The sequence below is a fragment of the Pseudomonas sp. AN-1 genome (assembly GCF_034057115.1).
GTDB lineage: Bacteria > Pseudomonadota > Gammaproteobacteria > Pseudomonadales > Pseudomonadaceae > Geopseudomonas.
Genome location: NZ_CP139195.1, coordinates 82,522 through 101,891 on the forward strand (window position 1 = coordinate 82,522; position 19,370 = coordinate 101,891).

Below are 19,370 nucleotides of genomic sequence, written 5' to 3' on the forward strand. Positions count from 1 at the left end.
ATGCGCATCGTCCCCCGTTCCCTGCCGTCCGTCCTGCCCGATCTCGGCGACCTGCCGCCCCTGCTGACCCGCCTGTACGCCGCCCGCGGCGTGCAGTCCGCCGCCGAGCTGGACAAGGCGCTGGCCCGGCTGATTCCGTACCGCGAGCTGAAGGGCATCGACGCCGCGGTCGAGCTGCTGGTGGCGGCGCTGGAGCAGCGTCAGCGCATCGTCATCGTCGGCGACTTCGACGCCGACGGCGCCACCGCCAGCTCGGTCGGCGTGCTGGCGCTGCGCATGCTCGGCGCGGCGCACGTCGACTACCTGGTGCCCAACCGTTTCGAGTACGGCTACGGCCTGACCCCGGAGATAGTCGCGGTGGCGCTGGAGAAACGCCCCGAGCTGCTGATCACTGTGGACAACGGCATCTCCAGCATCGACGGCGTGGCGGCGGCCAAGGCAGCGGACCTGGCGGTGCTGGTCACCGACCACCACCTGCCCGGCCACGAACTGCCGGCGGCCGACGCCATCGTCAATCCCAACCAGCCGGGCTGCAGCTTCCCCAGCAAGGCGCTGGCCGGAGTCGGAGTGATCTTCTACGTGCTGCTGGCGCTGCGCGCGCGGCTGCGCGAGCTGGACTGGTTCGCCCGCCGCGGAATCGCCGAGCCGAACCTCGCCGAACTGCTCGACCTGGTGGCGCTCGGCAGCGTCGCCGACGTGGTGCCGCTGGACGCCAACAACCGCATCCTGGTCCACCAGGGCCTGGCGCGCATCCGCGCCGGCCGGGCGCGGCCAGGGCTGCGCGCGCTGCTCGAGGTGGCCGGGCGCGACCACCGGCGCATAACGTCGACGGATCTGGGCTTCATCCTCGGCCCGCGGCTGAATGCCGCCGGCCGCCTGGACGACATGAGCCTCGGCATCGAGTGCCTGCTCTGCGAGGACGAGGCGCTGGCCCGCGACATGGCGCAGCAGCTCGACCAGCTCAACCACGACCGCAAGGCCATCGAGCAGGGCATGCAGCGCGAGGCGCTGGCCCAGCTCAAGGACCTCAAGGTCGAAGAGCTGCCGTTCGGCCTGTGCCTGTTCGACGCCGACTGGCACCAGGGGGTGATCGGCATCCTCGCCTCGCGGCTCAAGGAGCGCTACCACCGGCCGACCATCGCCTTCGCCGACGCCGGCGACGGCGTGCTCAAGGGCTCGGCGCGCTCGATCCCCGGCTTCCACATCCGCGACGCCCTGGACGCGGTGGCGGCGCGCCATCCCGGGCTGATCAGCAAGTTCGGCGGCCACGCCATGGCCGCCGGCCTGTCGCTGCCGCAGGAGAACTTCGGCGCTTTCGCCGCCGCCTTCGACGCCGAGGCGCGCCGCCAGTTGGTCGAGGACGACCTCGCCGGGCGCCTGCTCACCGACGGCTCGCTGTCCGCCGAGGAGTTCCGCCTCGATCTGGCCCAGCAGCTGCGCCACGCCGGCCCCTGGGGCCAGCATTTCCCCGAGCCGCTGTTCCACGGCGTGTTCGAGATCGTCCAGCAACGCATCGTCGGCGAGCGCCACCTCAAGCTGGTGCTGAAGAGCGAGTGCGGCCGCGCCCAGCTCGACGCCATCGCCTTCAACATCGACCGAGAACTGTGGCCCAATCCCAACGTGCGCTGGGCCGAGGTGGCCTACAAGCTGGACGTCAACGAGTACCGCGGCCAGGAGAGCGTGCAGCTGCTGGTGGCGCATATCGAGGCGCGCTGAGGCGGCACCGATGGTACCCACGCTCCTGCGTGGGAGCCGGCCTTGGGTGCTCCGCGCCCATGGGACGCAGAGCGTCCCCGGAGGCGTGCCCACGCTGGAGCGTGGGCACGATCAAAAAACCTCTGCCGACCTGGCCTGGGACGCTCTGCGTCCCTGCGCCCCTTGATTCTCCGCCCGAGCGGTGCCATATCCGCAGGATAACGGACGACCTGCGGAGCCCTGCCATGATCCAGCTGTTCCAGCCGCTGACCCTGCGGCAACTGACCATCCCCAACCGCATCGCCGTGTCGCCGATGTGCCAGTACAGCGCCCGCGACGGGCTGGCCAACGACTGGCATCTGGTCCATCTGGGCAGCCGCGCCACCGGCGGTGCCGGCCTGATCATCGTCGAGGCGACCGGGGTCACCGCGGAGGGGCGGATCAGCCCGCACTGCCTGGGCCTGTGGGACGACGCACAGATCGAGCCACTGCGCCGCATCACCCGCTTCATCCATTCCCAGGGCTCGGTGGCCGGCATCCAGCTGGCCCATGCCGGGCGCAAGGCCGGCACCTGGCGACCGTGGGAGGGCAAGACTGGCTCGGTGCCGCGGGAGCAGGGCGGATGGACGCCGCTGGCGCCCTCGGCCATCGCTTTCGATGACAATCACCACGTTCCGCAGGCGCTGAGCCGCGAGCAGATCGCTGCGCTGGTACAGGACTTCGCCCGCGCCGCCGAGCGGGCGCTGGCGGCCGGCTTCAAGGTCGCCGAGGTGCACGCCGCCCACGGCTATCTGCTGCACCAGTTCCTCTCGCCGCTGAGCAACCAGCGCGACGACGAGTACGGCGGCAGCTTCGCCAACCGCACCCGCCTGCTGCTCGAGGTGGTCGAGGCGGTGCGCGCGGTGTGGCCGGCCGCGCTGCCGCTGCTGGTGCGCCTGTCGGCCACCGACTGGCTGGACGGCGGCTGGAGCGAGCGGGAGACTGTCGAGCTGGCCGGCCTGCTGCGCGAGCGCGGCGTCGACCTGATCGACGTGTCCTCCGGCGGGCTGGCGCCCAACGCGCAGATCCCGGTGGGGCCGGGCTACCAGGCGCGCTTCGCCGAGCGGGTGCGCCGCGAGGCCGGCATCGCCACCGGCGCGGTCGGTCTGATCACCGAGCCGGCGCAGGCCGAACACGTGCTGCGCAGCGAGCAGGCCGACCTGGTGCTGCTGGCCCGCGAGCTGCTGCGCGACCCCTACTGGCCGCTGCACGCCGCCGAGACGCTCGGCCATCGCCTGGCCTGGCCGGCGCAGTACGTGCGCGCCGCCCAGCGCGACACGCCGATCCGCGAGCTGGGCGAGGAGCTGGACTGACGTCGTCACATCCGCTTGCAGTTTTGCGTGGCCGCCGGGCGTTGTCCCGGCGGGCTGCCCGGCATAATCGGCTGATCTTCACAGGAGGCTGAACATGGATACCCGCAGTCTGCTCGACCAGTTGCTCAAGGCCGCCCCCGGCCTGCTCGGCAACACCGGCAATCAAGCGAAACCGCGCAGCGAGGAACGTCCGGGCGGCAAGGACAGCGGGCTGGGCAGCCTGCTCTCCGGTGCGGCCGGTGGCGGCCTGGCCGCCGGCGCCATCGGCTTGCTGCTGGGCAGCAAGAAGGCGCGCAAGTACGGCGGCAAGGCGCTGACCTACGGCGGCCTGGCCGCGCTCGGGGTGATGGCCTACAAGGCCTACAGCAACTGGCAACAGCAGCAGGGCGCCGCCAGTGCGGCCCCCAGTGCCCCGCAGACCATCGACCGTTTGCCGCCGCCGCAGGCCGAGCAGCACAGCCATGCGATCCTGCGCGCGGTGATCGCCGCGGCCAAGGCCGACGGCCATATCGACGAGCGCGAGCGCCAGTTGATCGATGCCGAGGTGGCCAAGCTCAGCCAGGATCCGCAGTTGCTGCGCTGGATCGATGCCGAACTGCACCAGCCGCTGGACCCGGCGGCGGTGGCGCGCGCCGCGCAGACGCCGGAGATGGCCGCCGAGATGTACCTGGCCAGCCTGCTGCTGGTCGACGAGCAGAACTTCATGGAACGCGCCTACCTCGACGAGTTGGCCCGCCAGCTGCGTCTCGACCCGGCGCTGCGCAGCGAGCTGGAGCGCCAGGTGCAGCAGGCGCAGTAACGGGATCAGCTGGCGTCGTGGTACTCCGGCAGCTCGCCGAGGCGCTGCCGGAGGAAGTCCACCAGCTGGCGCACCTTGGGCGACAGGTTGCGCTGTGGCGGATGCAGCGCCCACACCGCGGTGTTCGGCGGGCGCTGGTCGTCCAGCAGGGCGACCAGCGCACCGCTTCTGAGGTGCTCAAGCACGTAGTAGTCGGGCAGCTGGCACAGGCCGAAGCCGCGCAGCGCGGCGTCGAGCACCGCCGTGCCGCTGTTGCAGCGCCAGTTGCCTTGCACGCGCAGCTGGGTTTCCCCGCCGTCGTCGGCGAAGTTCCACAGATCGCTGCTGCCGACCAGGCAGTTGTGCCGCGCCAGTTCGGCCAGGCTGCGCGGTGTGCCGGCGCGCACCAGGTAGGTCGGCGCGGCGCACAGGTACATCTCCCGCGGCGCCAGGCGGGTGGCCACCAGACGTTCGTCGCCCAGACGGCCGAGGCGGATGGCCAGGTCGAGGCCCTCGTGGAGCAGATCGAGCGGGCGGTTGGTCAGCTGGATGTCGATGCTGAGCTGCGGGTGCAGACTCATGAATTCGTTGACCAGCGGCACCACGAAGCGCTCGCCGTAGGCCACCGCGCAGGTCATGCGCAAGAGCCCCTTGGGCTCGGCGGACAGGTCGCTGACCGCGCGCCAGGCCTCGTCGCGGGCGTCGATCAGGTTGCGGCAGTGCTGCAGGAAGGTCTGCCCGGCCTCGGTCAGGCTGACCTTGCGGGTGCTGCGATACAGCAGGCGGGTCTGCAGGCACTCCTCCAGGCGCGCGACCTGCCGGCTGACGTGCGAGGAGGACACGCCGAGGCGCTCGGCGGCGGCGGTGAACTGGCCGCATTCGGCGACGGCGACGAATTCGTCGAGCCCTTCCCAGCGGTTCATGGCGATTCCTCGATTGTCCCTGTACGGCAATAATATTTTGTCTCGAGGCCGATTACTCGCCATTCTGAGCTGATCTACACTTTTCGTCATCTTCGCGCGGTGGCGACCGGCTGCCGCGTCGGTCCCGTCAGCGTTCCAAGGAGTTGCGCATGATCAAGTCGCGAGCCGCCGTCGCCTTCGCCCCCAACCAGCCGCTGCAGATCGTCGAGGTGGATGTCGCGCCGCCGCAGAAGGGCGAGGTGCTGGTGCGCATCGTCGCCAGCGGCGTGTGCCATACCGACGCCTACACCCTGTCTGGCCAGGACAGCGAGGGCGTGTTCCCGTGCATCCTCGGCCACGAGGGTGGCGGCATCGTCGAGGCGGTCGGCGAGGGCGTCACTTCGGTGAAGGTCGGCGACCACGTGATCCCGCTGTATACCGCCGAGTGCCGCGAGTGCAAGTTCTGCAAGTCCGGCAAGACCAACCTGTGCAGTTCGGTGCGCGCCACCCAGGGCAAGGGCCTGATGCCCGACGGCACCAGCCGCTTCAGCTACAACGGCCAGCCGGTCTACCACTACATGGGCTGCTCGACCTTCTCCGAGTACACCGTGCTGCCGGAAGTCTCGGTGGCGGTGATCCCCAAGGAAGCGCCGCTGGAGAAGGTCTGCCTGCTCGGCTGCGGGGTGACCACCGGCATCGGCGCGGTGCTCAACACCGCCAAGGTCACCGAGGGCTCGACCGTGGCGATCTTCGGCCTGGGCGGCATCGGCCTCGCGGCGATCATCGGTGCCAAGATGGCCAAGGCCTCGCGCATCATCGGCATCGACATCAACCCGGCCAAGGAGGCCGTGGCCCGCGAGCTGGGCCTCACCGACTTCGTCAATCCGAAGGACCACGACAAGCCGATCCAGGACGTGATCGTCGAGATGACCGACGGCGGCGTCGACTACAGCTTCGAGTGCATCGGCAACGTGCAGCTGATGCGTGCGGCGCTGGAGTGCTGCCACAAGGGCTGGGGCGAGTCGACCATCATCGGCGTGGCCCCGGCCGGCGCCGAGATCAGCACCCGCCCGTTCCAGCTGGTCACCGGCCGCGTCTGGCGCGGCAGCGCCTTCGGCGGCGTCAAGGGGCGCACCGAGCTGCCCAGCTACGTGGAGAAGTCGCAGAAGGGCGAGATCCCGCTGGACACCTTCATCACCCACACCATGGGCCTGGAGGACATCAACAAGGCCTTCGACCTGATGCACGAGGGCAAGAGCATCCGTACCGTCATCCACTTCTGAGTGGCGTGACGCACTGCCCTCGATGATCGCGCCCACGCTCCTGCGTGGGCGCGCCGTTTCCGGACATCGTTCAAGGATTTACCCATGAGCCTCGAACTGCTTTCCAGCCAGAAGAGCTTCGGCGGCTGGCACCGGCGCTACCGTCACCACTCCGCCACCCTCAAGTGCGACATGACGTTCGCCGTCTACCTGCCGCCGCAGGCCGAGGAGGGCGCCAGACTGCCGGTGCTCTACTGGCTCTCCGGCCTGACCTGCACCGACGAGAACTTCATGCAGAAGGCCGGCGCCCAGCGCCTGGCCGCCGAGCTGGGGCTGGTGCTGGTAGCGCCGGACACCAGCCCGCGTGGCCCAGAAGTGCCGGGCGATCCGGACGGCGCCTGGGACTTCGGCCTCGGCGCCGGCTTCTACCTGAACGCCACCCGGGAGCCCTGGGCGCACCACTACCGGATGCACGACTACGTGGTGCTTGAGCTGCCGGCACTGGTCGAGGCGAACTTCCCGGTCAGCGACAGGCGCGGCATCAGCGGCCACTCGATGGGCGGGCATGGCGCGCTGGTCTGCGCCCTGCGCAATCCGGGGCGCTACCGCTCGCTGTCGGCGTTTGCGCCGATCGCCAATCCGAGCAGTTGCCCGTGGGGCGAGAAGGCCTTCTCGCGCTACCTCGGCGAGGACCGCGACAGCTGGCGCGAGTGGGATGCCTGCGCGCTGCTGATCGCGGCCCGCGAGCGTCTGCCGATCCTCGTCGACCAGGGCGAGGCCGACAGCTTCCTCGAGCTGCAGCTCAAGCCCGAGGTGCTGCGCGCCACCGCCGCGGCGGCCGGCCATCCGCTGACCCTGCGCCTGCAGCCGGGCTACGACCACAGCTACTGGTTCATCGCCAGCTTCATCGACGACCACCTGCGCCATCATGCGGCGGCGCTGAAAGGCTGAGCCGCCCCGGCGGCGGGCCACTCCTGTAGAATCGCGCCCTGAATTCCTTCAGGGCGTATTTCCATGCGTATCGGCCACGGCTACGACGTGCACCGCTTCGGCGAGGGCGAGTTCATCACCCTCGGCGGCGTGCGCATTCCCCACAAGTTCGGGCTGGTTGCCCATTCCGACGGCGACGTGCTGCTGCACGCGCTGAGCGATGCGCTGCTCGGCGCGGCGGCGCTCGGCGACATCGGCCGGCACTTCCCGGACACCGACCCGCAGTTCAAGGGCGCCGACAGCCGCGAGCTGTTGCGTCATGTGCTGGCGCTGGTGCAGGGCAAGGGCTGGCGGGTCGGCAACGTCGACGCCACCATAGTCGCGCAGGCGCCGAAGATGGCCCCGCACATCGAGGCGATGCGCGCGCACATCGCCGCCGACCTGCAGGTCGAGCCCGATGCGGTCAACGTCAAGGCCACCACCACCGAGAAGCTCGGCTTCACCGGACGCGAGGAGGGCATCGCCGTGCACGCGGTCGCCCTGCTGCTGCCGCGATGAGCGAGGTGCTCGACGAACCGGCCCTGCTCGGGCCGACTGCCTGGGGCGAGCCGTGCGGCTCCGCGGTGCTCAAGCACAGCGCCGAGGACTTCCAGGTCAACGAGGTGCTCGACATCCCGCTGTCCGGTGCCGGCGAGCACCTGTGGCTGTGGGTGGAGAAGCGCAATCTCAATACCGAGGAGGCGGCGAAACGCATCGCCCGCGCCGCCGGCGTGCCGCTCAAGGCGATCAGCTACGCCGGGCTCAAGGACCGCCAGGCGCTGACCCGCCAGTGGTTCAGCCTGCACCTGCCGGGCAAGGCCGATCCGGACCTCGCCGCCGCCGAAGGCGACGAGCTGCGCATCCTCGAGCGCACCCGCCATTCGCGCAAGCTGCAGCGCGGCGCCCATGCGGCCAACGGCTTCATCATCCGCCTGACCGCCCTGCAGGCCGACCGCGAGGCGCTGGAGTCGCGCCTGCGGCAGATCGCGGCTGGCGGCGTGCCCAACTACTTCGGCCTGCAGCGCTTCGGCTTCGACGGCGGCAACCTGCACGAGGCGCGCCACTGGGCCGGGCAGGGCAGCCTGCCCGAGCAGCGCAACCGCCGCTCGCGGGTGCTCTCGGCGGCGCGCAGCTACCTGTTCAATCGGGTGCTCGCCGCGCGGGTCGCCGAGGGCTGCTGGAACCGTGCGCTGCCCGGCGACCTGCTGGCCTTCACCGACAGCCGCAGCTTCTTCCCGGCCGGCGAGGCCGAGTGCGGCGACCCGCGTCTGGCCGCGCTGGACCTGCATCCCACCGGGCCGCTGTTCGGCGCCGGCGAGCTGGAGACCCGAGGCGCGCCGCTGGCCCTCGAGCAGCAGGTGCAGGAAGGGGATGGCGCCCTGGTCCGCTGGCTGGCGGACGCTGATCTGCGGCAAGAGCGGCGCATCCTGCGCCTCCCCATCGGCGGGCTGACGTGGCATTATTCCGCCATCGATACCCTGCAACTGGAATTCGTCCTGCCGGCCGGCTGCTTCGCCACCGTGGTCGTGCGCGAACTCGTCCAACTGATGCCGAGCGGAACTACGGAAACGCCATGCGCTTACTGATCGCCAACGATGACGGCGTGTACGCCCCCGGGATAATCGCCCTGCACGAGGCGCTGGCGGACTATGCCGAGTGCGTGGTGATCGCTCCCGATGCCGACCGCAGCGGCGCCAGCAGCTCGCTGACCCTCGACCGCCCGCTGCATCCGCAGCGTCTGGGCAATGGCTACATCAGCGTCAACGGCACCCCCACCGACTGCGTGCACCTGGGCCTCAACGGTCTCCTCGAGCACACCCCGGACATGGTGGTGTCGGGCATCAATCTCGGTGCCAACCTGGGTGACGACGTGCTCTACTCCGGCACCGTGGCGGCTGCCCTCGAGGGGCGTTTCCTCGACAGGCCGGCATTCGCCTTCTCGCTGCTGTCGCGTCTGCCCGACAACCTGCCAGCTGCCGCGCACATCGCCCGCCGACTGGTCGAGGCGCACGACAAGCTGGAACTGCCGCCGCGCACGGTGCTCAACGTCAACATTCCCAACCTGCCGCTGGAGCGCATCCGCGGGGTGCAGCTGACCCGCCTCGGCCATCGTGCCCGCGCGGCGGCGCCGGTCAAGGTGGTCAATCCGCGCGGCAAGGAAGGCTACTGGATCTCGGTGGCCGGCGACGCCGAAGACGGCGGGCCGGGGACCGACTTCCATGCGGTGATGCAGGGCTACGTGTCGATCACCCCATTGCAGCTGGATCGCACCTTCCACGAGGCCTTCCGCGGCCTGAGCATCCTGGAGAGCCTGTTTTGATTACGGACGATCTGCAGCGCCGAGGGATAGGCATGACCTCCCAGCGCACCCGCGAACGGCTGGTGCAGCGCCTCAGCGAGGAGGGCATCGCCGATCCCCGGGTGCTCGAGGTGATCCGCCGCACGCCGCGTCACCTGTTCGTCGACGAGGCGCTGGCGCATCGCGCCTATGAGGACACCGCACTGCCGATCGGTCACAACCAGACCATCTCCCAGCCGTTCATGGTGGCGCGCATGACCGAGCTGCTGCTGGCCGGCGGGCCGCTGGACAAGGTGATGGAGATCGGTACCGGCTCCGGCTACCAGACCGCGGTGCTGGCCCAGTTGGTCGAGCGGGTGTTCTCCGTCGAGCGCATCCAGTCGTTGCAGGACCGCGCCAAGGAGCGCCTGCTTGAACTCAACCTGCGCAACGTGGTCTTTCGCTGGGGCGACGGCTGGGAGGGTTGGCCGGCGCTGGCGCCGTACAATGGCATCCTCGTCGCCGCCGCCGCAACGCAGGTGCCGCAGGCCCTGCTCGACCAGTTGGCGCCGGGCGGACGCCTGGTGATTCCGGTCGGCAGCGGCGACGAGCAGCAACTGATGCTGATCGTCCGCGAGGGGGGTGGTTTCACCCGCCAGGTTCTGGATCCGGTACGCTTCGTGCCCCTGCTGACCGGCTCGGTGTTCTGAGTCGCATCTTCTGTTTTACGGAAAAAACCGATGCAAAATCCCTTCCTGCTGTTTGCCAAGGGCGTGGCCATGGGGGCAGCCGACGTGGTGCCCGGGGTCTCCGGCGGCACTATCGCCTTCGTCAGTGGCATCTACGACGAACTGCTGCGCTCGATCGCCGCCGTGCCGGTGGCCCTGCGCGACCTGCTGCGCGGCAACCTGCGCCAGGCCTGGCGGACCGCCAACGCCAACTTCCTGCTGGTCCTGCTCTCGGGCATCCTGTTCAGCGTGTTCAGCCTGGCGCGGCTGATCACCTGGCTGCTCGAGCACCAGCCGATCCCGATCTGGTCGTTCTTCTTCGGCCTGATCGTGGTGTCGACCTGGCTGGTCGGCCGCGAGATCCGCCGCTGGAACTGGCCGAGCTGGCTGAGCCTCGCTCTCGGTGCGCTGTTCGCCTGGTGGATCACGGTCGCCGCGCCCATGCAGTGGGGGCATGATCCGCTGAGCCTGTTCTTCGCCGGCGCCATCGCCATCTGCGCGATGATCCTGCCGGGCATTTCCGGCAGCTTCCTGCTGGTGCTGATGGGGCTGTACAGCTTCGTTCTCGATGCGGTGAAAAGCTTCGATCTGGCCGTGCTGCTGGTGTTCGCCGCCGGTTGCGCCTGCGGACTGCTGAGCTTCGCGCGCCTGCTGAGCTGGATGCTCAACCATCTGCGCTGCCTGACCCTCACCTTCCTCACCGGCCTGATGCTCGGTTCGTTGAACAAGGTCTGGCCGTGGAAGGAAACCCTGACCTGGCGAACCGACAGCCACGGTGTGCAGCAGCCGGTGTTGCAGGGCAACCTGCTGCCCTCGGGCTATGCCGAGGTCACCGGCCAGGACCCGCAGGTGCTGCTGGCCGTGCTGCTGGCCCTGGGGGGCGTGGCGCTGGTGCTGGGACTGGAGTGGGTGGCCAAGCGCCAGTTGCGCCAGGCCGGGCAGGAGGCTTGAGGCGAGGGATGAACATGGCAATCGGCATGAACGACTGCGGTCGCCTCAGAACCCTGCGGCTGGGTGCGGGGTTGGGCATGAGCTTGCTGCTGGCGCAGCTGGTTGGCTGTGCGACCTCCGGTGGCACCAGCGAAAGTATCGAGGCGCGACCGGCGAGTGCACCGGCGCGCCAGCCGGTTACCCATGGCCAGTACCGGGTGCGCAGCGGTGACACCCTCTACTCGATCGCGTCCCGCCATGGCTGGGACTGGCGGGCACTGGCGGAGCGCAACGCCATTCCCGCCCCCTACACCATCCGCGTCGGTCAGGTGATCCGCTTCTCCGGCAGCGGACCGGTAGTGCCCATGGCGGTCAGCGGTAGCGCCGTCTCTGCTCCGGTGACCACCACCAGGGCGACCCGGTCGCCCGTGACCGCCCCGGCGACGGTGCAACCTTCGGGGGCGGCGACCGTTTCTTCCGCCGGCTGGACCTGGCCTGCCAATGGCCAGTTGATCGCGCTGTTCTCCTCAAACAGCAGTTTGAACAAAGGCATTGATATAGCCGGCGAAATGGGCCAGCCTGTAGTTGCGGCGTCTGCAGGCAATGTTGTATATGCCGGAAGCGGACTCAGGGGATACGGCGAGCTCGTTATCATCAAGCATAGCGACACTTACGTCAGTGCCTACGGACACAACCGTAGATTGCTGGTTCGGGAGGGGCAGCAGGTCAAGGCCGGCCAGACGATTGCCGAGATGGGTGCCACGGGGACTGATCGGGTGAAGCTGCATTTCGAGATTCGCCGACAGGGCAAGCCCGTCGACCCGCTGCAATATCTGCCGCGTCGCTGAACTGTCACCCTTTGCCGATAGCGTGAGTAGACGGGTTCTCGTGCAGGGCAGCGCAAGTTGCCACCGGACCTGTGGTCGAACTCAGCAAAGGGACAGAAACGATGGCCATTACAAAAATAACGCCGGAGTTTGACAGTGACGAGGAAGTTCTCCTTCTGGAGATAAACGTCGCTGCGGATATGCTCTCGTCCGATACGGACGAAGGCGACAGCGGCAATGAGGCATTCGCCGGCTCAGCCACGGTTGGGGGTGGACGCCAGCACAAGTTCGTCGACTACAGTCGGGCACTGGATGCGACGCAGCTGTATCTCAACGAGATCGGTTTCTCGCCCCTGCTCAGTCCCGAGGAAGAGGTCCATTTCGCCCGCATGGCTCGCCGCGGCGAGGTTGCCGGGCGCAAGCGGATGATCGAGAGCAATCTGCGCCTGGTGGTGAAGATCGCCCGGCGCTATGTCAATCGCGGCCTGACCCTGCTCGACCTGATCGAGGAGGGTAACCTCGGCCTGATCCGCGCAGTGGAGAAGTTCGACCCGGAGCGGGGTTTCCGCTTCTCCACCTATGCAACCTGGTGGATCCGCCAGACCATCGAGCGGGCGATCATGAACCAGACCCGCACCATCCGTCTGCCGATCCACGTGGTCAAGGAGCTCAACGTCTACCTGCGCGCCGCGCGGGAGCTGACCCAGAAGCTCGACCACGAGCCCACCGCCGAGGAAATCGCCCAACTGCTGGAGAAGCCGGTGGCCGAGGTCAAGCGCATGCTCGGCCTCAACGAACGGGTGACCTCTGTGGACGTGGCTCTCGGCCCGGACTCCGACAAGACCCTGCTGGACACCCTGACCGACGACCATCCGACCGATCCTTGCGAGCTGCTGCAGGACGAGGACCTCGGTCAGAGTATCGACCAGTGGTTGTCCGACCTGACCGAAAAGCAGCGCGAAGTGGTCATCCGCCGTTTCGGCCTGCGCGGACATGAAAGCTGCACCTTGGAGGAGGTCGGGCGGGAGATCGGCCTGACCCGCGAGCGGGTGCGGCAGATCCAGGTCGAGGCGCTCAAGCGCCTGCGGGAAATTCTGGAAAGCAACGGCCTGTCCAGCGAGGCGTTGTTTCAGTAACCGGTATCCTCTTGAGTAATACCCGCGCAGTCTTGCGTGCGAACCCGGCCCCGGCCGGGTTTCGTATTTGCGGGGCGGTGTTTTATTGCGGGTACAAGTTCCGGGCGAATGCTGCAAGTGCATGTAAGCCATGACTTACGCATGCTGTAGGAGAGTCGCTGCGCGCCGGAGTGGAAAACGACCCTTCATCTCGGTTTTGTCTTTTATGTTGTTGTTTTTAAAGGATTATTTTTATCCATGGCAGGCGTGTCGGTGCCTCTGGGTCGAGCATCCGGGTGCTTGCAGCCGCGATCGGCGCCGCTAATATCACAACTGCGGACAGGGAAGAACGCAGCCGGCATGGAAGCCGGTCAGGACACCGCCGGAGGCGGCTCACCAGGAAGGTGATAGGGAACAAAGAGTGGCGGGGGTCATACCCCGCCCTTTTTTTGTCTGCGGTTTTTGCCTGCGGCCGACGCCCTGTGCCGACAGGGCGAACGGGACGCCATCAGCACTCGCGGATCACGGGACGGCTCGGGTCGGTGATCCACTCGCTCCAGGAGCCTGCATACAGCGTGCCCAGCGGGAAGCCGGCGAGGCACAGGGCAAGCAGGTTGTGGCAGGCGGTCACTCCGGAGCCGCAGTAGGCCACCAGTCGTTCCTGGGGGCGGCTGCCGAGCAGGGCGGCGAAGCGCTGGCGCAGGGCTTCGGCCGGCAGGAAGCGCTCATGGCTGTCCAGGTTGTCGATGAATGGGGCGCACTGGGCGCCGGGGATGTGGCCGGCGACCGGGTCGATGGGTTCGACTTCGCCCCTGAAGCGCGGCAGGCCCCTCGCGTCCAGCAGGGTCAGCTGCGGATCGGCGAGTCGACCCAGCAGCGCGTCACTCTCCACCACCAGGTTGTTGTCCGCTTGCCCCTCGAAATGGCCGAGCGGCGGTTGCGGCTGTTCGTGCTGCAGCGGCAGGCCGGCGTCGCGCCAGGCGTTCAGGCCGCCGTCGAGCAGGTACACGCCTTCGCGCTTGCCCAGCCACAGCAGCAGCCACCAGGCGCGCGCGGCGAACGCGCCCGGACCGTCGTCGTACAACACGATCTCGCTGTCGTCGTCGACGCCCCAGTCGCGCAGGCGCCGGCACAGCCGCTGCGGATCGGGCAGCGGATGGCGGCCGGTGCGTCCTGCTACCACGGGAGCGGACAGATCCTCCTCGAGGTCGGCGAAGCAGGCGCCGGGGAGGTGGCCGGCGGCGTGTGCGCGGCGGCCGTAGCCGGGGTCTTCCAGGGCGAAGCGGCAGTCGAGAATCCTCAGCTCGGACCGGCCCAGGCGTTGGGCCAGGGCCTCGGGGGTGATCAGGCGGGCGAGCGACATCCGGTGGCTCCTCATGGGGTGCGGGCGGGCCGGGCATGGCCCGCGAACGGGCCCAGCTTAACCCGCGGCAGACGCGCTGCGCAGGGGATTCCCACGCGATTCGCCGCCCTGCGCGTTATACTGCGCTCTTTTGCAGGAGAGCCCCGTGCCCGCTATCGATATCCGCTGGATCCTGGATGATGCGACCCTCGCCGACCGTTGCCGGGAGTGGCGCACGCGGCCCTTCGTGACGCTGGATACCGAGTTCATGCGGGTGGACACCTTCTACCCGATCGCCGCGCTCGTGCAGGTGGGCGATGGCGAGGCCGCCTGGCTGATCGACCCGCTGCGCATCACCGACTGGACATCCTTCGCCGCGCTGCTCGAGGATCCCGCGGTGGTCAAGGTGCTGCATTCGTGCAGCGAGGACCTCGAGGTGTTCCAGCGCCTGACCGGCAGCCAGCCGCAGCCGCTGTTCGACACCCAGATCGCCGCCGGCTACCTGAACATCGGCTTCTCGATGGGCTACTCGCGGCTGGTCAAGGAGCTGCTCGGCCTCGAGCTGCCCAAGGATGAAACCCGCTCCGACTGGCTGCAGCGCCCGCTCAGCGAGATGCAGGTGCGCTACGCCGCCGAGGACGTGCAGCATCTGTGCGAGGTCTATCGCGAGCTGGAGCGCCGACTGCCCGCCGACAAGCGTGCCTGGCTGCTCGAGGACGGCGCCGAACTGATCGCCGGCCAGCGCGAGGTGCACGATCCGCAGGAGGCCTGGCGCGAGGTCAAGCTGGCCTGGCGCCTGAACGGCCAGCAGATGGCCGTGCTGCGAGCCCTCTGCGCCTGGCGCGAGGAGCAGGCACGCCAGCGCGACCAGCCGCGCAACCGCATCCTGCGCGAGCGTTCGCTGTGGCCGCTGGCGCGCACCCAGCCGCGCGACCTGGTGACCCTGGCGCGCATCGAGGACATGCATCCGCGCACCGTGCGCCAGGACGGCGAGACCATCCTGCGCCTGATCGCCGAGGCGGCCGCGCAGCCGGCCGAGCAGTGGCCGGCGCAGTTGCCCGAGCCGCTGCCGCTGGAGGTATCGCCGCTGCTGAAGAAGCTGCGCGCGGTCGGTCAGCGCGAGGCCGAGCGCCTGCAGATCGTCCCCGAACTGATGCTGCGCAAGAAGGTGCTCGAGGCCCTGCTCAAGACCGGCTACCCGTCCGGTCCCTATTCGCTGCCCGATTCCCTGCGTGGCTGGCGCCGTGCCCTGATGGGCCAGGCGCTGCTCGATACCCTGTCCTGAGATCGCCGATGAAACGTATCTGCTCCATCTACAAGAGTCCGCGCAAGCGCGAGATGTACCTGTATGTCGACAAGCGCGAGGCGCTGGCCCGGGTGCCCGAGGCGCTGCTCAGCGCGTTCGGCGCTCCGCAGCACGTGTTCGACATGCTGCTCACCGCCGAGCGCAAGCTGGCCCGCGAGGATGCGGCCAAGGTGCTGGAAAACATCGAGCGGCAGGGCTACCACCTGCAGATGCCGCCGCCGGAGGAGGAGTACATCGAGCACCTCCCGGAAGAGCTGCTGCGCCGCAACGACCCGGTCTGAACCCGGTTTTCCGCCGGTCGCGCCGCCGCTTGGCCGGCGACCGGCGTGCGGCTAGACTGCCGCCCCCCGCACGGAGTCCCGCCATGGCCGCCAAGACCGAATCCTTCTGGAAACTCAAGACCCTCGCCCAGCTCGACCGTGACGAGTGGGAATCGCTGTGCGACGGCTGCGGCCTGTGCTGCCTGCAGAAGCTCGAGGACGAGGACGACGGCAGCGTCTACTACACCCGCATCGCCTGCAAGCTGCTCGACCTCGATACCTGCCGCTGCAGCGACTATGCCGAGCGCAAGCGTTTCGTACCCGACTGCATCCAGCTCACTCCCGAGCAGGCCGACCAGTTCCGCTGGCTGCCGCCCACCTGCGCCTACCGGCTGGTGGCCGAGGGCAAGGACCTGCTGCCCTGGCATCATCTGGTCTGCGGCGACCCGCAGGCGGTGCACGACGCGCGCATCTCCCAGGCCGGACGCATGCTCAGCGAAACGAGCGTCGCCGAGGACGACTGGGAGGAGCACCTGATTTTTCGCGCCGGCTGAACCTGTCGGGGCCGGTGGCATCCAATCCCGCAGCAAAGGAGAACCTGCCATGTTTCAACGCTTCAAGCTGCCCTTGGCTGCACTGCTGCTGGGATTGTCCGCGTCGCTGCCGGCGGCGCAGCGCGTCGACGTCGATTACCGGGTGCGCTTCCTGCCGGACAGCGATCAGGCCGAGGTCACCGTCACCCTGGAGCGCGGCGAGGCGCTCAGGTACCTCGACTTCAGCCTGGGCGATCAGGGCTACTACAGCGATTTCCAGGCCCAGGGCGAATGGCAGCAGACCGGCCCCGAGCGTGGCATCTGGCGCCCGCAGGAGGGCAGGGCCCAGCTCAGCTACCGGGTGAAGATCAGCCATCCGCGTGACAACGGCCGCTTCGACGCGCGCATGACCCCGGACTGGGCGCTGCTGCGCGGCGACGATCTGGTTCCGCCGGCGAAGATCGACGTGGAGTCCGGCGTCGAGCTGGTCAGCCGCCTGCAGTTCGAGCTGCCCGAGGGCTGGCGGAGCGTCGAGACCGGCTGGCCGCGCATCGGCAAGAATCGCTTCCGCATCGACAACCCGGCGCGCCTGTTCGACCGCCCCACCGGCTGGATTCTCGCCGGCAAGCTCGGCAGCCGCCGCGCCGTCCTCGGCAAGACCGACGTCACCGTGGCGGCACCGGTGGGCGAGGGCGTGCGGCGCATGGACATCCTCACCCTGCTGACCTTCGTCTGGCCTCATGCCCAGGCGGTTTTCCCGCGCGAGCCGGACAAGCTGCTGATCGTCGGCGCCGGCGATCCGATGTGGCGCGGCGGTCTGTCCGCGCCCAACTCGCTGTACATGCACCGCGACCGCCCGCTGGTCAGCGAGAACGGCACCAGCTCGCTGGTGCACGAGCTGGTTCATGTGTTCAGCCGCATCAGCGACACCGACCGCAGCGACTGGATCACCGAGGGCGTCGCCGAGTACTACGCCATCGAGCTGATGCGTCGCGCCGGCGGGCTGAGCGAGGACCGCTACCAGAAGATCCGCGAGCAGCTGACCCGCTGGAGCCGCAAGGTGAGCTCTCTGCGCGGCGAGCGGGCCAGTGGACCGGTGACGGCGCGGGCGGTGCTGCTGCTGCAGGATCTCGACGCCGAGATCCGCAAGGCCAGCGGCGGCCAGCGTTCGCTGGACGACGTGACCCGCGGGCTGATGCGCCTGGACAAGGCCAGCACCGAGGACTTCGTGCAGATCAGCGAGAGCGTGCTGGGCGGCCCGTCGAAGGTGCTGGACACCCGCCTGTTGCGCTGACCGCGCACTTCCCCCGCTTGTTGTTTTCTCCAGGACAGGCTCCGCGCGCAGGCGCGGGGCCTGTTTGTCTTGGCTGCCGGAAAGCCTGTGCGATTCATTGAACGCCTTGCGGCATGTTGTGCCTCCCGATTGTGCAGAATGCTGATCGGGAGCACTGAAATGCTGCACGACGTGTCACCGCTGGTAACGCCGTGTGTGCTTCGGTAGCTATCGATAATGCACTGATCATCAAGAAATTTTCCCGGACGATGGCGCGGATGGGGTCTGCGCCGCGGTTTTCTGGGTGTAGCGGTTTTCTTTACAGTCGTGTTCGAAAAGTTGGAATGCTTCGTGCATTTATTTTTACGCTCAAGAACAACAGAGCCTGCTTATGGAGGTAGGAAATACGATGAGCGTTGATAACCGCACCACCAGCTTTGCCCGCGTGCTCGGGCGCAAGGAAGTCCTGGCCCTGTCGTTCGGCGCGATGATCGGCTGGGGCTGGATCGTGCTGACCGGCAGCTGGATCCAGTCCGCCGGCAGCCTCGGCTCGATCCTCGCCTTCCTCCTCGGCGGTCTGGCCATCGTGCTGATCGGCCTGACCTACGCCGAACTCGCCGCAGCCATGCCGCAATCGGGCGGCGAGCACGTCTACAGCTACCGTGCCCTCGGCCACTTCGCTTCCTTCGTGTGTACCTGGGCCATCGTGCTGGGCTACGTCTCGGTGGTGGCCTTCGAGGCGGTGGCCCTGCCCACCGTGCTCGACAACCTGATTCCCGGCTATCAGGTCGGCTACCTGTGGACGGTGGCGGGCTGGGACGTGATGGCCTCCTGGGTGGCGGTCGGCATGCTCGGCTCGATCATGATGACCGCGGTCAACTACTTCGGCGTGCAGACCGCCTCGCTGATCCAGAAGGTGGTGACGGTGCTGATCCTCGCCGTCGGTGTGATGTTCATCACCGGCGCGCTGTTCGAGGGTGAAACCGGCAACATGGACCCGCTGCTGGTCGGTGGCAGCGCCGGGGTGCTCACCGTGCTGATGATGGTGCCGTTCATGTTCGTCGGCTTCGACGTGATCCCCCAAGCGGCCGAGGAGGTCAACCTGCCGCCGCGCGAGATCGGCAAGATGCTGATCTTCTCGGTGCTGATGGCCGTGGCCTTCTATGCGCTGATCATCCTTGGCGTCAGCCTGGCGATCCCGGCCGGCGCCATCAGTGCCGACGTGCTGACCGTGCCGCAGGCGATGGGGACCATTTATGGTGCGCCCTGGGCCGCCAAGCTGATGATCCTGGCCGGTGTCGCCGGCATCGTCACCAGCTGGAACGCCTTCTACATCGGCGGCAGCCGGGCGATCTACGCGCTGGCCCATGCCGGCATGCTGCCGGCCTTCCTGGCCAAGCTGCATCCGCGCTACAAGACCCCGACCAACGCCATCCTGCTGATCGGCATGCTCAGCACCGCCGCGCCGCTGCTGGGGCGCAAGGCGCTGGTGTGGTTCGTCGATGCCGGCAGCCTGGCCATCGTCATCGCCTACCTGTTCGTCGCCCTGTCGTTCGTGGTGCTGCGCGTGCGCGAGCCGCACATGCCGCGCCCCTTCAAGGTACGCGCCGGCATGCTGGTCGGCGTGGTGGCGGTGCTGCTGAGCGTGGCCATGGCGGCCATGTACATGCCGTTCAGCCCGTCGGCGCTGGTGCCGGTGGAGTGGGCGCTGTTCGTCGCCTGGATGGGCATCGGCCTGGTCCTGTATGTCTACTCGCGCCGCCGCTACGGCGTGCACCACAGCGCGCAGGTGATGGCGCGCGAGCTGTCCTGATCGACAG

Annotated in this window: 19 protein-coding genes; 17 read left to right on the forward strand and 2 right to left on the reverse strand. The window is 68.3% G+C overall.

Going from position 1 to position 19,370, the window contains the following annotated elements; genetic code table 11:
- The 3 genes from recJ (at nucleotide 1) to SK095_RS00380 (ending at nucleotide 3,846) form a co-directional block, all read left to right on the forward strand.
- On the forward strand, nucleotides 1–1,716 hold the full coding sequence (gene recJ / locus SK095_RS00370; RefSeq protein ID WP_320547519.1) for a single-stranded-DNA-specific exonuclease RecJ: 1,716 nt from the start codon (nucleotides 1–3) through the stop codon (nucleotides 1,714–1,716).
- Nucleotides 1,717–1,940: 224 nt separating this feature from the next.
- Entirely contained in the window at nucleotides 1,941–3,047 is a 1,107-nt protein-coding gene (locus SK095_RS00375) for an NADH:flavin oxidoreductase/NADH oxidase (RefSeq protein ID WP_320547520.1), read from the forward strand.
- 94 nt (nucleotides 3,048–3,141) lie between these two features.
- On the forward strand, nucleotides 3,142–3,846 hold the full coding sequence (locus SK095_RS00380; protein ID WP_320547521.1) for a tellurite resistance TerB family protein: 705 nt from the start codon (nucleotides 3,142–3,144) through the stop codon (nucleotides 3,844–3,846).
- A 5-nt stretch (nucleotides 3,847–3,851) separates the two neighbouring features.
- Here the strand turns inward: SK095_RS00380 and SK095_RS00385 are convergent, their stop codons facing one another.
- Nucleotides 3,852–4,748 (reverse strand): LysR family transcriptional regulator, encoded by an 897-nt coding sequence (locus tag SK095_RS00385; protein WP_320547522.1) that lies wholly within the window; start codon nucleotides 4,746–4,748, stop codon nucleotides 3,852–3,854.
- Nucleotides 4,749–4,897: 149 nt separating this feature from the next.
- Here SK095_RS00385 and SK095_RS00390 point away from each other — a divergent pair, with 149 nt between their 5' ends.
- The 9 genes from SK095_RS00390 to rpoS all read left to right on the forward strand — a co-directional run bounded on the left by SK095_RS00390 (nucleotide 4,898) and on the right by rpoS (nucleotide 12,857).
- Nucleotides 4,898–6,010, forward strand: coding sequence for an S-(hydroxymethyl)glutathione dehydrogenase/class III alcohol dehydrogenase (locus SK095_RS00390; RefSeq protein ID WP_320547523.1), 1,113 nt, complete (start codon nucleotides 4,898–4,900; stop codon nucleotides 6,008–6,010).
- Between the two features lie 84 nt (nucleotides 6,011–6,094).
- Nucleotides 6,095–6,940 (forward strand): S-formylglutathione hydrolase, encoded by an 846-nt coding sequence (gene fghA / locus SK095_RS00395; RefSeq protein ID WP_320547524.1) that lies wholly within the window; start codon nucleotides 6,095–6,097, stop codon nucleotides 6,938–6,940.
- Nucleotides 6,941–7,003: 63 nt separating this feature from the next.
- On the forward strand, nucleotides 7,004–7,477 hold the full coding sequence (gene ispF / locus SK095_RS00400; RefSeq protein WP_320547525.1) for a 2-C-methyl-D-erythritol 2,4-cyclodiphosphate synthase: 474 nt from the start codon (nucleotides 7,004–7,006) through the stop codon (nucleotides 7,475–7,477).
- A complete protein-coding gene (truD, locus tag SK095_RS00405) occupies nucleotides 7,474–8,544 on the forward strand; it encodes a tRNA pseudouridine(13) synthase TruD (RefSeq protein ID WP_320547526.1) in 1,071 nt (356 codons plus the stop codon). Before ispF ends, truD begins: the two co-directional genes overlap by 4 nt.
- Complete coding sequence (surE, locus tag SK095_RS00410; protein WP_136488494.1) at nucleotides 8,532–9,278, forward strand: 5'/3'-nucleotidase SurE; 747 nt, start codon at nucleotides 8,532–8,534, stop codon at nucleotides 9,276–9,278. Before truD ends, surE begins: the two co-directional genes overlap by 13 nt.
- A gap of 32 nt (nucleotides 9,279–9,310) precedes the next feature.
- Entirely contained in the window at nucleotides 9,311–9,946 is a 636-nt protein-coding gene (locus tag SK095_RS00415) for a protein-L-isoaspartate(D-aspartate) O-methyltransferase (RefSeq protein ID WP_136488493.1), read from the forward strand.
- 30 nt (nucleotides 9,947–9,976) lie between these two features.
- Nucleotides 9,977–10,915: a DUF368 domain-containing protein gene (locus SK095_RS00420; RefSeq protein ID WP_136488492.1), complete on the forward strand. Its 939-nt coding sequence runs from the start codon at nucleotides 9,977–9,979 to the stop codon at nucleotides 10,913–10,915.
- Nucleotides 10,916–10,923: 8 nt separating this feature from the next.
- Complete coding sequence (locus SK095_RS00425) at nucleotides 10,924–11,742, forward strand: peptidoglycan DD-metalloendopeptidase family protein (RefSeq protein WP_372239858.1); 819 nt, start codon at nucleotides 10,924–10,926, stop codon at nucleotides 11,740–11,742.
- Between the two features lie 101 nt (nucleotides 11,743–11,843).
- Nucleotides 11,844–12,857, forward strand: coding sequence for an RNA polymerase sigma factor RpoS (gene rpoS / locus SK095_RS00430; protein WP_136488491.1), 1,014 nt, complete (start codon nucleotides 11,844–11,846; stop codon nucleotides 12,855–12,857).
- A gap of 487 nt (nucleotides 12,858–13,344) precedes the next feature.
- On the opposite strand, the gene SK095_RS00435 is transcribed toward rpoS, so the two are convergent.
- Nucleotides 13,345–14,199, reverse strand: a complete 855-nt coding sequence (locus SK095_RS00435) for a sulfurtransferase (protein ID WP_320547527.1) — start codon at nucleotides 14,197–14,199, stop codon at nucleotides 13,345–13,347.
- A 145-nt stretch (nucleotides 14,200–14,344) separates the two neighbouring features.
- Here SK095_RS00435 and rnd point away from each other — a divergent pair, with 145 nt between their 5' ends.
- The 5 genes from rnd to SK095_RS00460 all read left to right on the forward strand — a co-directional run bounded on the left by rnd (nucleotide 14,345) and on the right by SK095_RS00460 (nucleotide 19,363).
- Nucleotides 14,345–15,463: a ribonuclease D gene (gene rnd / locus SK095_RS00440; RefSeq protein WP_320547528.1), complete on the forward strand. Its 1,119-nt coding sequence runs from the start codon at nucleotides 14,345–14,347 to the stop codon at nucleotides 15,461–15,463.
- 8 nt (nucleotides 15,464–15,471) lie between these two features.
- Nucleotides 15,472–15,765 carry a YcgL domain-containing protein gene (locus SK095_RS00445; RefSeq protein WP_136488488.1) on the forward strand — a complete coding sequence of 98 codons (294 nt, stop codon included), beginning with the start codon at nucleotides 15,472–15,474 and terminating at the stop codon, nucleotides 15,763–15,765.
- A gap of 83 nt (nucleotides 15,766–15,848) precedes the next feature.
- Complete coding sequence (locus SK095_RS00450; protein ID WP_136488487.1) at nucleotides 15,849–16,298, forward strand: YcgN family cysteine cluster protein; 450 nt, start codon at nucleotides 15,849–15,851, stop codon at nucleotides 16,296–16,298.
- A gap of 49 nt (nucleotides 16,299–16,347) precedes the next feature.
- A complete protein-coding gene (locus SK095_RS00455; protein WP_136488486.1) occupies nucleotides 16,348–17,571 on the forward strand; it encodes a hypothetical protein in 1,224 nt (407 codons plus the stop codon).
- Nucleotides 17,572–17,959: 388 nt separating this feature from the next.
- A complete protein-coding gene (locus SK095_RS00460; RefSeq protein ID WP_136488485.1) occupies nucleotides 17,960–19,363 on the forward strand; it encodes an APC family permease in 1,404 nt (467 codons plus the stop codon).
- Nucleotides 19,364–19,370: the final 7 nt, after the last annotated feature.

Excerpts from the sequence above, each read along its gene's own strand:
- SK095_RS00385 (WP_320547522.1), bottom strand. The coding sequence starts at position 4,748 with ATGAACCGCTGGGAAGGGCTCGACGAATTCGTCGCCGTCGCCGAATGC.
- fghA (WP_320547524.1), top strand. The coding sequence starts at position 6,095 with ATGAGCCTCGAACTGCTTTCCAGCCAGAAGAGCTTCGGCGGCTGGCAC.
- SK095_RS00375 (WP_320547520.1), top strand. The coding sequence starts at position 1,941 with ATGATCCAGCTGTTCCAGCCGCTGACCCTGCGGCAACTGACCATCCCC.
- recJ (WP_320547519.1), top strand. The coding sequence starts at position 1 with ATGCGCATCGTCCCCCGTTCCCTGCCGTCCGTCCTGCCCGATCTCGGC.
- rpoS (WP_136488491.1), top strand. The coding sequence starts at position 11,844 with ATGGCCATTACAAAAATAACGCCGGAGTTTGACAGTGACGAGGAAGTT.
- SK095_RS00455 (WP_136488486.1), top strand. The coding sequence starts at position 16,348 with ATGTTTCAACGCTTCAAGCTGCCCTTGGCTGCACTGCTGCTGGGATTG.
- SK095_RS00445 (WP_136488488.1), top strand. The coding sequence starts at position 15,472 with ATGAAACGTATCTGCTCCATCTACAAGAGTCCGCGCAAGCGCGAGATG.
- surE (WP_136488494.1), top strand. The coding sequence starts at position 8,532 with ATGCGCTTACTGATCGCCAACGATGACGGCGTGTACGCCCCCGGGATA.
- SK095_RS00415 (WP_136488493.1), top strand. The coding sequence starts at position 9,311 with ATGACCTCCCAGCGCACCCGCGAACGGCTGGTGCAGCGCCTCAGCGAG.
- SK095_RS00390 (WP_320547523.1), top strand. The coding sequence starts at position 4,898 with ATGATCAAGTCGCGAGCCGCCGTCGCCTTCGCCCCCAACCAGCCGCTG.
- SK095_RS00460 (WP_136488485.1), top strand. The coding sequence starts at position 17,960 with ATGAGCGTTGATAACCGCACCACCAGCTTTGCCCGCGTGCTCGGGCGC.
- SK095_RS00435 (WP_320547527.1), bottom strand. The coding sequence starts at position 14,199 with ATGTCGCTCGCCCGCCTGATCACCCCCGAGGCCCTGGCCCAACGCCTG.
- SK095_RS00450 (WP_136488487.1), top strand. The coding sequence starts at position 15,849 with ATGGCCGCCAAGACCGAATCCTTCTGGAAACTCAAGACCCTCGCCCAG.
- truD (WP_320547526.1), top strand. The coding sequence starts at position 7,474 with ATGAGCGAGGTGCTCGACGAACCGGCCCTGCTCGGGCCGACTGCCTGG.
- SK095_RS00420 (WP_136488492.1), top strand. The coding sequence starts at position 9,977 with ATGCAAAATCCCTTCCTGCTGTTTGCCAAGGGCGTGGCCATGGGGGCA.
- SK095_RS00380 (WP_320547521.1), top strand. The coding sequence starts at position 3,142 with ATGGATACCCGCAGTCTGCTCGACCAGTTGCTCAAGGCCGCCCCCGGC.
- ispF (WP_320547525.1), top strand. The coding sequence starts at position 7,004 with ATGCGTATCGGCCACGGCTACGACGTGCACCGCTTCGGCGAGGGCGAG.
- SK095_RS00425 (WP_372239858.1), top strand. The coding sequence starts at position 10,924 with ATGAACATGGCAATCGGCATGAACGACTGCGGTCGCCTCAGAACCCTG.